Annotated in this window: 14 protein-coding genes; 8 read left to right on the top strand and 6 right to left on the bottom strand. The window is 37.8% G+C overall.

Features of this window, described 5'->3' with window-relative positions; translation table 11 throughout:
* Positions 1 to 18: 18 nt before the first annotated feature.
* On the top strand, positions 19 to 1,290 hold the full coding sequence (locus tag WG904_RS18805) for a nucleoside recognition domain-containing protein (RefSeq protein ID WP_339580895.1): 1,272 nt from the start codon (positions 19 to 21) through the stop codon (positions 1,288 to 1,290).
* An 11-nt stretch (positions 1,291 to 1,301) separates the two neighbouring features.
* Here WG904_RS18805 and WG904_RS18800 read toward each other — a convergent pair whose 3' ends face one another.
* Positions 1,302 to 1,472: a hypothetical protein gene (locus WG904_RS18800; RefSeq protein ID WP_339580894.1), complete on the bottom strand. Its 171-nt coding sequence runs from the start codon at positions 1,470 to 1,472 to the stop codon at positions 1,302 to 1,304.
* A gap of 178 nt (positions 1,473 to 1,650) precedes the next feature.
* The gene (locus WG904_RS18795) at positions 1,651 to 2,094 is read right to left on the bottom strand and encodes a PaaI family thioesterase (protein ID WP_339580893.1); all 444 of its coding nucleotides are present in this window, start codon (positions 2,092 to 2,094) and stop codon (positions 1,651 to 1,653) included.
* Positions 2,095 to 2,137: 43 nt separating this feature from the next.
* On the opposite strand from WG904_RS18795, the gene WG904_RS18790 reads away from it, so the two are divergent.
* Positions 2,138 to 2,548, top strand: coding sequence for an OsmC family protein (locus WG904_RS18790; protein ID WP_339580892.1), 411 nt, complete (start codon positions 2,138 to 2,140; stop codon positions 2,546 to 2,548).
* An 11-nt stretch (positions 2,549 to 2,559) separates the two neighbouring features.
* Here the strand turns inward: WG904_RS18790 and WG904_RS18785 are convergent, their stop codons facing one another.
* Together WG904_RS18785 and WG904_RS18780 are read right to left on the bottom strand one after the other, a co-directional pair.
* Positions 2,560 to 3,459, bottom strand: a complete 900-nt coding sequence (locus WG904_RS18785) for an SMP-30/gluconolactonase/LRE family protein (protein WP_339580891.1) — start codon at positions 3,457 to 3,459, stop codon at positions 2,560 to 2,562.
* Positions 3,449 to 4,471, bottom strand: a complete 1,023-nt coding sequence (locus WG904_RS18780) for an LLM class flavin-dependent oxidoreductase (protein WP_339580890.1) — start codon at positions 4,469 to 4,471, stop codon at positions 3,449 to 3,451. Before WG904_RS18780 ends, WG904_RS18785 begins: the two co-directional genes overlap by 11 nt.
* A gap of 101 nt (positions 4,472 to 4,572) precedes the next feature.
* Here WG904_RS18780 and WG904_RS18775 point away from each other — a divergent pair, with 101 nt between their 5' ends.
* The 4 genes from WG904_RS18775 (at position 4,573) to WG904_RS18760 (ending at position 7,754) form a co-directional block, all read left to right on the top strand.
* Positions 4,573 to 4,962: a hypothetical protein gene (locus WG904_RS18775; protein ID WP_339580889.1), complete on the top strand. Its 390-nt coding sequence runs from the start codon at positions 4,573 to 4,575 to the stop codon at positions 4,960 to 4,962.
* Between the two features lie 87 nt (positions 4,963 to 5,049).
* Entirely contained in the window at positions 5,050 to 5,790 is a 741-nt protein-coding gene (gene cmoA / locus WG904_RS18770) for a carboxy-S-adenosyl-L-methionine synthase CmoA (protein ID WP_339580888.1), read from the top strand.
* A gap of 3 nt (positions 5,791 to 5,793) precedes the next feature.
* Positions 5,794 to 6,516, top strand: a complete 723-nt coding sequence (locus WG904_RS18765) for a methyltransferase family protein (protein WP_339580887.1) — start codon at positions 5,794 to 5,796, stop codon at positions 6,514 to 6,516.
* On the top strand, positions 6,516 to 7,754 hold the full coding sequence (locus WG904_RS18760; protein ID WP_339580886.1) for an MFS transporter: 1,239 nt from the start codon (positions 6,516 to 6,518) through the stop codon (positions 7,752 to 7,754). Before WG904_RS18765 ends, WG904_RS18760 begins: the two co-directional genes overlap by 1 nt.
* A gap of 7 nt (positions 7,755 to 7,761) precedes the next feature.
* On the opposite strand, the gene WG904_RS18755 is transcribed toward WG904_RS18760, so the two are convergent.
* Both WG904_RS18755 and WG904_RS18750 read right to left on the bottom strand, forming a co-directional pair.
* Positions 7,762 to 7,956 (bottom strand): hypothetical protein, encoded by a 195-nt coding sequence (locus WG904_RS18755; RefSeq protein WP_339580885.1) that lies wholly within the window; start codon positions 7,954 to 7,956, stop codon positions 7,762 to 7,764.
* A gap of 59 nt (positions 7,957 to 8,015) precedes the next feature.
* Positions 8,016 to 8,861, bottom strand: a complete 846-nt coding sequence (locus tag WG904_RS18750) for an N-acetylglucosamine kinase (protein ID WP_339580884.1) — start codon at positions 8,859 to 8,861, stop codon at positions 8,016 to 8,018.
* Between the two features lie 179 nt (positions 8,862 to 9,040).
* On the opposite strand from WG904_RS18750, the gene WG904_RS18745 reads away from it, so the two are divergent.
* Together WG904_RS18745 and nagB are read left to right on the top strand one after the other, a co-directional pair.
* Positions 9,041 to 10,258, top strand: coding sequence for an ROK family protein (locus WG904_RS18745; protein ID WP_339580883.1), 1,218 nt, complete (start codon positions 9,041 to 9,043; stop codon positions 10,256 to 10,258).
* Between the two features lie 330 nt (positions 10,259 to 10,588).
* Positions 10,589 to 12,508, top strand: coding sequence for a glucosamine-6-phosphate deaminase (nagB, locus tag WG904_RS18740; RefSeq protein ID WP_339580882.1), 1,920 nt, complete (start codon positions 10,589 to 10,591; stop codon positions 12,506 to 12,508).
* Positions 12,509 to 12,511 lie beyond the last annotated feature (3 nt).

The raw sequence follows: 12,511 nt of genomic DNA, 5'->3' as shown, positions 1-12,511 counted from the left end.
ACGCTAAATAAAAATTAAATGACATTAAGCAAAATTTGGTCTGGCTTTATCATTGTGGCTATTGTAGTAGCCTGCATTAAATGTTTCTTTTTCGGACAAACCGAAATTTTAAGTTGGATGGTTAGCGGCAAGGCCGATGATGTTACAAATTTAACTAAGGTTGATGGGGTAATTCAAACCTGTTGGACTGCCGTAGAGCTTTGCATCAAGTTAATCGGAATTTTAGCACTATTTATGGGCTTTATGAGCATCGCGGAACGCGCCGGAGGAATTCGATTATTATCTAGAATTGTTGGCCCATTTTTTTCCAAACTATTTCCTGAAATTCCTAAAGGCCACCCTTCTATGGGTCACATGATTATGAATTTCTCGGCTAATTTACTTGGCTTAGATAATGCAGCTACCCCTTTTGGCTTAAAAGCCATGGAGAGCTTGCAAGAACTAAATCCTAGCAAAGATACAGCGAGTAACTCGCAATTAATGTTTCTGTGTTTACACGCTGCAGGCTTGAGCTTGATTCCTGTAAGTGTGATCGCCATTAGAGCATCGCAAAATGCATCAGACCCTACCGATGTTTTTATCCCTTGTTTAATTGTAACCTTCGTGGGTACACTAGCAGCAATGACGGTTGTGTCCATCAAACAAAAAATAAACTTATTTCAACCCGTTATTATCGGATGGATTTTAAGCCTTTCGTTAATTATTGCTGTTTTAGTTGGCTATGTTACTTCTCTAAATGCCGATGGCATTAAATCATTCTCTGGTTTATTAAGCAATGGCCTTATATTATTGGTGTTTCTTTTAATTGTTTTGGGTGGACTTTATAAAAAAATAGATGTATTTGATGCCTTTATTGATGGTGCTAAAAATGGATTCGAAACCGCTGTTAAAATTATTCCTTATTTAGTAGGGATGCTCGTTGCCATAAGTATGTTAAGAACAAGTGGCACCTTCGATGTAGTCATTACAGGCATTAAGCACGTTTTTGCCTTTTTGGGCGCCGACACTCGATTTGTAGAAGCTTTACCTACCGCATTAATTCGACCACTTAGTGGTGGAGCAGCTAGAGGTATGATGGTAGATACCATGACGGCCTACGGACCCGATTCATTTGCAAGTAAATTATCCGGTATTTTTCAAGGAGCAGCAGACACTACATTTTATGTAATCGCCGTTTATTTTGGTTCGGTTAGCATTAAAAATACACGTTATGCAGTCGGCGCTATGTTATTGGCCGATTTAGTTGGGGTTTGTACTGCGATTGGGCTTGCGTATTTATTTTTTGGATAAGAATTAATTAACTAATCAGCTATTCCTAACCTACCAATAATCTCGTCTAAAACCATTTTATCGATAATTGCATATTTCGAATAACACCATTCTGATGTCTTTTCATCAAGCCAAACACAAAAAGAATGGCAATCTTCGAGAATAACCGCATAAGTTAAATGAAAATCGTCGTGAATTCTCATGCAAAATCCTTTAAAAGTTTTGCCTTTAACATCAAACTGAAGGTTTAAATAATCGCTCAACATCGTACATTTGGTTTTAGGTACCGAATAAACAAATGTCTATTCAGAATGTTTCTTGAGCGTTAACTATTTAACAAGAAATCATACTCCAAAAAATGCTAACCACCATTTCCATCTTTTACCCAATATTTAACATATTCGAATAGCCTTTTGCAATTAATCGATTCTTAACTGGAAGATAAATTTCGCACTGCAAGTTAATAATCGTTCTTCCTTGCTTTACCACACTTGTTTTTGCAGTAATCTCATCACCCTCGTTGGCCGAAGCAAAATAATCGATGTTATTGTTAACAGTAGTATAACGAGCGTTTAGACCTAAAATATATACCGTTGCTCCAATTAAATCATCAATAATACCTGCGGTAATGCCACCATGTAGTATTCCATAAGGATTGGTCATTTCCTTTCTTACGATATAACTACAATGCAATGAACCCCTTTCGGCGGCAATAAGTGTTGGCTTTAACCAATTCATGAAGTGTGATGGGGATTGTGTAATTTCTTTTCCGGTAAAAGATTGAAAAATAATCAATCGTTGATGCATTTCCATTTGTTCTTCCATTTTATAGGCTATTTATTGTAAATTTAGCTATTAATCTACAACAATGAGCAATACATTAATTACTGCAATAACCGAACTCGACCAATCTAACTATAAAACAAAAGTATTTGCTGGCGGTCATTTCATCTATGCCGATGAACCTGAAACATTAGGGGGAACTGATGAAGGAATGAACCCAGGAGCCCTTTTACTAGCAAGCCTAGGAAGTTGTACAGCAATAACCATAAGAATGTATGCCGATCGAAAAGAAATTCCCTTAACTCATATTAAAATTGAACTTGCCATTTGCCCAGAAGTAGAAATGGATAAAAGCACCACCATTATGCGTAAAATAGAATTCCAAGGAGATTTAACTGATCAACAACGTGAACGCCTAATGCAAATTGCCGATAAATGTCCAATACATAAGTTGCTGACGAATCCAATAAAGATTGAAACTACTTACTCGTACTAACTACAACCTACCTACTCTACTCCTTTGACATTCATTTTCAAAACATAAACCGATTTCGATGCTGTAATAAACAAAATATCCTTGTTTTTTCCTCCAAAGCAAAGATTTGCAGTATGCGGTTCTGGAATTTTTATGGTGCCAATATGCTCGCCTGTTGATGAATAAATAGCTACTCCATTTTTTCCTGTAAGGTAAAGATTGCCCCTTTCATCCAATGTCATCCCATCCGATCGTTGAGCCACAAAGAGTTTTCGATTCGATAAAGTGGCATCGGCTTGAATAGCATATTGATAAATTTTGGCCGAAAGTGCATCGGCAACATACAGTATTTTTCCGTTTGGTGTTCCCACTATACCATTTGGACGTACCAAATCGCTATCCACAGTGATGATATTATTTTTCCCTTTAGGTAAATAGTATACTTTTTCACCTTTAATATCAGGCTTTTGCCTAATCCAATACGCTCGTTGATAATAGGGATCGGTAAAATACATCCCTCCTTTTGCATCCAACCAAACATCATTCGGGCCATTTAAATTTGCGCCAATTGGATTTTTATATAGCAATTTAACTTTCCCTTTCGGGCTAATCGACCAAATTTCATTATGCTCATCTGCACAAGCAATCAAATTTCCCTTTTTATCGAAATAAGTACCATTAGATCGTCCAGCGTTAGCAAGAAATAAACTTAATTTACCATCAATTCCATACTTCCATATCTGATTACTTGGCTGATCGGTAAAGAACACATTTCCCATTTTATCAACAGAAGCACCCTCCGTAAATTTAAACTGCGACGAAATTAATTTTAAGCTGTCCTGTACAAACAGCGATGTATTTTCCCCAACCTGGGCATGAACACTTGCCACCATTGAAAAAACTAATAATAACGTAAGCAAATTAACTTTCATTCTTAAAAGTACTAAAAATCTCCGCCAACAGCTTATAACTCCTTAACCTAGCTGCATGATCGTAAATATGAGAAGTTATCATCACTTCATCAACATGGGTTTGCTGTAAAAACGACTCGAGATCTGCTTTCACCGTTTCCTTACCACCAATAAACGAAACTGTTAACATTTGATTTACAGCTTCCTCTTCCATCTCGTTCCAAATGCCCTCCATCGTAGCAACGGGTTCTTGTAATAATTGCCGTTTTCCAGAGATCACGCCAATAAATAGCTGTTTTAACGAGGTTGATAAACGCTCGGCTTCGGTATCAGAATCGGCAACCACTGCATTTACACAAGCCATAACATAGGGTTGTTGCAATTGTGCCGAAGGTTTAAAATTATCCCTATAGATTTTAATGGCCGTTAAAAATTGTTGCGGTGCAAAATGACTCGCGAAGGCATAAGGTAAACCAAAAGCTGCTGCCAAATATGCACTATCGGTACTGGATCCCAAAATCCAAATAGGTACATCAGTCCCTTCGCCCGGAATGGCACGCACTTTAGCATGCCTATTTTCTACCGATAAATACATTTGCAGTTTCCGAACATCGGTCGGAAAATCGTTCGCTGCATTAAAACGTTCGCCCCTTATCGCCATTGCCGTAAGCTGATCTGTTCCCGGCGCCCTTCCCAAACCTAAATCAATACGATCTGGATATAAGGTAGCTAAAGTACCAAACTGCTCTGCAATAACTAATGGAGAGTGGTTAGGCAACATTATGCCCCCAGAACCAACCCTTATCTTGGTAGTTTTCTCGGCTATATGTCCAATAAGTAAGGATGTTGCCGAACTTGCCACACTAATCATGTTATGATGCTCGGCAAACCAATACCGCTCGTAACCCCAATCTTCGGCGTGACGAGCCAAATCTACGCTTCGTTTAAACGTGTCGGCTGGCGTCTTACCTTGTATAACAGTAGCTAAATCGAGTATTGAATACGTTAATGACGCTAAATTTCTTGTGCCCATAGACAGCAAAGATAGAAGTGGATTTTCGTTAAAACCAAGAAATTAAATTAGATGACATCAGTATGGCTTAAACATTTTAGCTCTTTATTCGTTTATCTAACATGAATGCTCCATTTTATTACGCCCTTATTTTTGCCATTCCAGTAGCCTGTATTGCCTGGACGGTTACGAAGGAAGAAATTTTTAGAGAACCCCGCGATTATTGCATCGGAAAATCGAAATCCTGTAATACCCTTTGGAAACGAAAGTTCTTCTATCTTTTTACTTGCGAATATTGCTTTAGTCATTACATTACCCTGGCCATGCTCTTCATCACCCATTACACCTTAATCTTTACCGATTGGAGAGGTTACCTTATTTCCGGATTTTCTATCGTGTGGATCGCTAACGTGTATATGAGCGTGTATAACCTTATTCGAATTGATCTTAAAAAGAATAAAATCATCGCCGAAAAAGAAGAAATCATAAAAGAAAAAGAAGCAGCTAAATAATCCACTTTTCATCCTTAAATTATCTACGTTTTTTCCTACCTTTCGACCGTTAATTCGTGACAGGAGTTAAACGCTAATTAATTCGACATGAAGAATAAAGAAAACTTAGATAAAGTATTTAGTGAAGAGATAAAAAAGCCATCTGATTTTAAGTTTGGCGCAACAGTTGCCAATGCATTCGACGACATGGTTGAACGTTCTGTTCCCTACTATAATGAGATACAGCGAATGATAATTGAATTAGCCGCTGAACATGCACTACCCAATACCAATGTGATCGACCTCGGCTGCTCTACCGGTACCACCATGATTGGCTTAAACCCTTTTGTAAGTGATAACATTAAGTTTGTAGGGATAGACGATTCGGCAGAAATGCTTAAAAAATGTAACTTAAAATTACAAGAAGCAAACTTTAATCGCGAGTACGAGCTGGTGTTAGGCGACTTACATCAAGAGATTAAGATAGAAAATGCTTCAGTTGTAATTTTATGCTTAACCCTTCAATTTGTACGCCCAATTTATAGAGAAAAATTATTGAAACGTATTTTCGACGGACTCGTACCGGGTGGTGTATTAATTATTTCAGAGAAAGTATTAGCAGAAGATAGCTTATTTAACCGTAATTTCATCAAATACTATTACGATTACAAACGTCGTAATCATTACAGTGAAATGGAAATCTCTCAAAAAAGAGAAGCCCTAGAAAATGTACTTATCCCCTACAAATTAAGTGAGAACATTACCATGCTCAGAGAAGCAGGCTTTTCGCACACCGAAACCTTCTTTAAATGGTATAATTTTTCTGGTTTTATCGCTATCAAAAACTAAATAATGATCACAATAGGCAACTTCTTCTTCAAGTATAGAAACTTCTTATTCATCTTTCTATATCTTGCTTTATTTATTCCTTCTTCAGCCCTTTTTACTGAAGAGAAATTTGGTCCAAACTACCAATTATACCCATTAATTATTGGTTTATTTATTACAATATCAGGACAACTCATCCGCGGGGTAACGATCGCCTTAGCCTATATTGTTAGAGGTGGAAAAGATAAAAAAGTACATGCCGATGATTTGGTAACCGAGGGTATATTTAAACATTGCCGTAATCCATTATATGTAGGAAACATTTTAATGTTGGTGGGTGTAGGTATCTTAATTAACTCCTTATTGTTTATGGCTGTTTTTATCCCCTTGTTCCTATTTATTTATCAAGCCATAGTTTTAGCCGAGGAAAATTTCTTGAGAGGTAAATTTGGCGCACAGTTCGATGCATATTGCAAAAAAGTAAGCCGATGGTTAATTAATTTTAATGGAATAGGAAGCACTATTGGCAGCATGAAATTTAACGGAAAACGTTGGTTAACGAAAGAATATAATACCCAAACCGTTTGGATGTTGGGCATCGTAGTGATTCTCTTATATTATTACCCACAGTTAACGCATAATGATGCGGAACTTAGGAATAGGTTAATGGGAGTAGCATGCATAATATTAGCCATTTATTACTTAAGTATTCGCTATTTAAAGAAAAGCGGAAAATGGGTAGGCTAATGGAAAATCATCCACCGCTCCCTTTATCAGGCTATCAGAAATTTGTAATCTTCATTTTAGCAATTACGCAGTTTACCGTTATTTTAGATTTCATGGTGATGTCGCCATTGGGCGATATGCTAATGAAATCCTTAACCTTAAAACCTTCAGCATTTGGCTTTGCTGTTTCAGCGTATGCATTTAGTGCCGGGATATCGGGCCTTTTAACCGCTGGTTTTGCCGATCGTTTCGATCGCAAAAAGCTTCTTCTGTTTTTCTATATCGGGTTTATTGGTGGCACTATATTTTGCGGTTTAGCACATACTTATGCAGAATTAGTGGCGGCAAGAATTATAACAGGTTTGTTTGGAGGGGTTATTGGTTCCATTTCTATGGCCATTATTACCGATCTTTTTGCTTTAAACCAACGGGGTAGAGTGATGGGTTTTATTCAAATGGGTTTTGGCGGAAGTCAGGTACTAGGTGTTCCTATCGGTTTATATTTAGCTAATGCATGGGGTTGGGAAGCTCCATTTTGGATGGTTGCCGTATTGAGTATAGCGATTGCAATTTTTATTTCGATTAAATTAAAGCCCATTACCCAACATTTATTAATACAGCGTGATAAATCTGCCTTTACTCATCTCTGGCATACGGTTGCTAAAGCCAATTATCGGGTTGGTTTTACCTCAACAGCACTCCTATCTATTGGTGGCTTTATGATGATGCCTTTTGGAAGTGCTTTTGCAGTAAATAATTTAGGGCTTTCGTATGAACAATTACCTATATTATTTATGATTTCTGGAGTTGCCTCCTTACTAATTATGCCCATGATTGGCAAATTGAGTGATAAAATAGATAAGTTTAAAATTTTTGCATTGGCTTCGGTTTGGATGATGATCATGTGTGTGGTGTATACCAATTTATCCATCACACCTTTCTATATTGTTGTCATTTTAAATGTGTTGATGATGATGGGGATTATGAGCAGAATGATTCCCTCTTCTGCCTTAACCAGCGCCATACCCGATATGCAAGACCGCGGGGCTTTTATGAGCGTAAATGCGTCGTTACAACAGATTGCTGGCGGAGTAGCTGCTGCAGTTGCTGGTATAATTGTAACACAACCGAGTAAAAGTAGTCCGCTACAACATTATAACACTGTAGGTTACGTCATCATTGGCATTTCGTTGGTAAGCATCTTCTTAATGTGGAGAGTTAATAATTTAACGAAGAAAAAAACTCTAAGCGTTGCGTAAATACATCTTACAAGTCATCAATCCTGCCCCTATTGTTTGGAAATTCAACACTTTCTTTTTGTTTAAAATTATCCATTCCCGAATTACTACTACTCCCATCTGCATCGCCTAGATCGATGTCGTCTACTTCTATTTTTGGAGTTTGAGGAACCTTAATCGCATTGCTTTCTTTACGATCTGTTTTTTTCTTTTCGAGTGCCATAACAAACTGTTTAGTTCTATTTATAACCGCAGTTCGGCATTAATGTTTGCTTAAGTTATTTATAGCATAGCTTTTTGATGATACTCGATAAGTCCTTCAATAGGCGATTTATTAATTTTGCCTACATTCATCCCATAGCTATAGGCCACTTCTTTAAGTTGATCTAAAAAAGTAAGTCCTACAGAACCAATGCTATTTAAAGCGTAATTTCTGTAATTGGGATACAAGCATACAATGTTTTCAAAAAAGTCGACAAATGCCTGTTTTACCAGTTTTCTAATGTAAATGTTTTCGAGATGCTTGTGCAAAAAGATCGTGAATTTTGCAGTGTACCTGTTTTGTAGTTCAACATCATAAAAAGTTGGAATAACACTAGAAGGTGTTAATCCATAATCGTTTTCAAAGGCTTCCATAAGTGCGATGGGCAGGGCTCTTCGTGCAAATAACGATAATAATTTTTTCCCTAAATAGGCTCCACTTCCCTCATCACCTAACCAAAAACCTAAAGAGTTAACCTGGCTTATAATTTTTCCATTGCTATAAATACCCGTGTTTGTTCCTGTTCCCAAGATGGAGATAAATCCCTCCTTGTTGCCCAAAAGCGATTTTGCTGCTGCTAATAAATCCGACTCTACAAAGATACTGGCATTTGGAAAAATAGCAGTTAATGCCTTTTTTACAACCTCGTCCTTACCTCCAGCACATCCTGCGCCATAAAAATAAACTTGCTCCACCTTATCGGCTTCAAGCTGGTATGAAAAATTCTTAACGATCGATTCTTCTATGTATGCAGCGTCTACATAATACGGATTATAGCCTTCTGTACTAAATTGCTTTGGTTCATCGGCATTGCTTAATACTGCCCAACTCGTTTTGGTCGAACCACTGTCGGCTATTACTATCATTGGTTTTAATTAACTAATCAGCTAATTAGCTAATTTGCTAATTAACACCTCCTACAAAAATGATAAAAGTTTGGAATACTTTATAAATATTTTAAAAAGTAACATCAATTTTATAAATCACATTCCTTTCAGCAGTTAAAATTATTACCTTTGGTAAAGCCTCAAAAAAAGTCAACCTAATGTCGACCCTAACAAAAAAGACCTCTAAACTACATTATGATCTGATACACGAGCTTTATTACCGTAAATCTTCGTCGTGCAACCAGCTTAGCCTAGCCACAAAAAAAAGCATCCCCTTAGTTACTAAAGTAGTGAATGAACTTATTGACATGGACTATGTGATCGAAGAGGGTTATGCTCCATCGAGTGGCGGAAGAAGGCCTTTGATGTATTCGCTTGTTAAAGATAAATTGTTTATGGTGGTGGTTGCTATGGATCAATTATCAACTAGAATTGGTATTGTCGATTTGCATAACGACTACATTTTACCACTCGCCGTTGTTGAACTTAAGCTGCAAAACAACAAAACTGCACTTAGTGAGCTTACGCAACATTTAAAAGATTACATCAAAAAATCGAATATCTCAAGTCATAAATTCATAGGCATTGGGATAGGGATGCCAGGGTTCATCAACGTTAGCAAAGGCATAAACTATACTTATCTCGAAACAAATAAGAAAACACTAAAGCAGCATTTGCTCGATGAATTAGGCATACCAGCCTTTATTGATAACGATTCGAGCTTAATTACACTCGCCGAATTAAAGTTTGGCGCGGCAAAATCGACCTTGGATGCCATGGTAATTAATATGGGCTGGGGAATTGGATTGGGAATGATCATTAATGGAAGCCTATTTAGAGGTCATAACGGCTTTTCGGGAGAAATTGGTCACATCCCAATTTCAGAAGAAAATATACTTTGTTCTTGTGGCAAACAAGGCTGTTTAGAGGCTGTAGCGTCGTTACTTGCGGTTGCCGAAAAAGCAATAATTGGCATTAAAGAAGGTCGTGTCTCAAGCTTAGCCTACATCGAGACATTAAATTCGACTGTTGAAGTTGGAAATGCTGTCCTAAAAGAAGCAAATAAGGGCGATCAATATGCCATCGAATTGATTTCAGACGCAGCCTATAAAATCGGAAGAGGCCTCTCTATACTCATTCACATCATGAACCCTAAAGTAATCGTTTTAAGTGGTAGAGGTGTAAAAGTAGCAAAGCTTATGCTCGCCCCTATTCAACAAGCCCTAAATAAATACTGCATTCCCAGATTATTCGCCGATACCGACATTAAGGTAAGTAAATTAGGATTTGATGCCGAATTAATTGGCGCATCGATATTAGTAATGCAGAATTTCGGGAAAGAAAGGGATTTCTTTTCTTCAATAGCTAAGAGTTAACTAACTACTTTTTTACCAGCTTAGACAGCTTAGAAAATCAGGTTAAAATATTTACCACCTTAGAATGCCTTAGATTGTAACGTCAAGACAAAGTTTAATGCATGCCGCCTTAGGTTCTCATAGGTGTCTTAGATGGTTCAAAAACCAAATTAAAATTCTGCCTTAAGGCCCCTAAATTTCTTAATGTTAAAATAAGCGATATAAAATGCGCTATATCAGATGGTAAAAAAAGAAGTACTAGGCTCAAAAATCAGAAAACTTAATAAATATTTTAAAAAGTTCATTGCTATTTTGCTATTGTTTACTAAGTTTGAGTAAAATATCAATTGTATGTCCCGTTTAAATCTGCTAGAAGAAACCCGCTTCGAAAAAATCCCTGTAACTGTATTTGTCAATCAAAAAGAGGCTTCAGTAGCCATTGCAAACAAAATTGCTGCGTTAATCGTTACCAAACAAGCTGCAGCACAACATGTGGTTTTAGGTTTAGCTACCGGGGCATCGCCAATTTTAATCTATAGAGAACTGGTCCGTAAGCATAAAGAAGAGGGATTAAGCTTCCACAATGTGATTACGTTTAACTTAGACGAGTACTTCCCAATGAAACCTGATAGCGAACAAAGCTATGTCGCCTTTATGAAGCACCACCTGTTCGATCATATTGATATAAAGCCCAACCATATTCATATCCCAGACGGTACGTTAAAAGAAGAAGAAGTTGCCGAATTCTGTTTAAAATACGAAAAACTGATTAACGATTATGGGGGACTAGACTTTCAATTGTTAGGAATTGGAAGAACCGGGCACATTGGTTTTAACGAACCGGGTTCGGCACCAAATTCAGGAACACGCTTAGTTTCGCTTAACGATTTAACAAGAAGAGATGCTTCCAAAGATTTTGGTGGAAAAGAGAACGTACCTAAAAAAGCCATCACCATGGGCGTAGGTACCATTTTTAAAGCGCGCGAGATTGTAATCGTTGCTTGGAATGAAAAGAAAGCTGGCATTGTAAAAGCCGCTGTGGAAGGCGAAATCTCTTCTGAAGTACCTGCTACCTACTTACAACTATCAGAAAATGTAGAATTTATTGTAGATGAGGAAGCCGCTTCTGCATTAACCCGTTTTAACAAACCATGGTTGGTCCGCGATATTATATGGGATCGGCAAATCACTAAAAAAGCTGTAATATGGTTAGCAAAACATTTGCAAAAGCCCATTTTAAAGCTAACTGAAGAAGATTATAACACCAATGGCATGGCGCAACTGGCAACCGAAAAAGGGCCTGTTTACGACATCAACATCCAAATTTTTAACCAGCTTCAGCATGCCATTACCGGCTGGCCCGGGGGGAAACCAAATGCCGATGATAGTCAGCGCCCCGAAAGAGCCAACCCCGCCACAAAAAGAAGCATTATTTTTTCTCCTCATCCCGATGATGACGTAATTTCGATGGGCGGCACATTTATAAGACTGGCCGATCAGGGTCACGATGTGCATGTTGCCTACCAAACTTCTGGAAATACTGCGGTTTGGGACGACGATGTGTTGCGTTATTACGAATTTGCGATCGATTTCCACAAATCATTGGGCGAGAATACGGCTGCCCTCGAAGAAAAATATAACCTAATTAGAGATTTCTTCAAAACTAAAAGTCCTAATCAGATCGATTTACCCGAAATACTTACGGTTAAAGGATTAATTAGAAAAGGAGAAGCCGTTGCAGGTGCGCGATTTGCAGGAACGAAAGATACAAATATCCATTTCTTGGACCTACCTTTTTACGATAAATTTAAAACCAGAGAAGCTGTTTCTTACGAAGACGACATTCTCAAAACCATGGCGCTTTTAAAGCAGGTTCAACCTCATCAGATTTTCGCCGCAGGCGATTTTGCCGACCCCCATGGAACGCATAAAATTTGTTTTGATATCCTTATTTCTGCCCTAAAACGCTTAAAGAACACAGAAAATTGGATAACCGATTGTTGGTTATGGTTATATCGAGGTGCTTGGCACGAATTCGAAATGCACGAAATTCAAATGGCCGTACCCCTATCTCCAAACGAAGTGCTTCGAAAAAGACACGCCATTTTTAAACACCAATCGCAAAAAGATATACCCGTTTTTCCGGGCGATGATGCAAGAGAATTCTGGGTTCGTGCAGAACAACGTACCAGCGAAACCGCAAAATCGTATAATCAATTAGGCTTGGCAGAATACGAAGCAATGGAAGCTTTTGTGAGGTGGAATTACTAACAC

Source organism: Pedobacter anseongensis (genome assembly GCF_037482965.1).
Lineage (GTDB): Bacteria > Bacteroidota > Bacteroidia > Sphingobacteriales > Sphingobacteriaceae > Pedobacter > Pedobacter anseongensis.
Note: the sequence above shows the minus strand (reverse complement) of the source record. Positions and strands in the feature narration are given on the sequence as shown.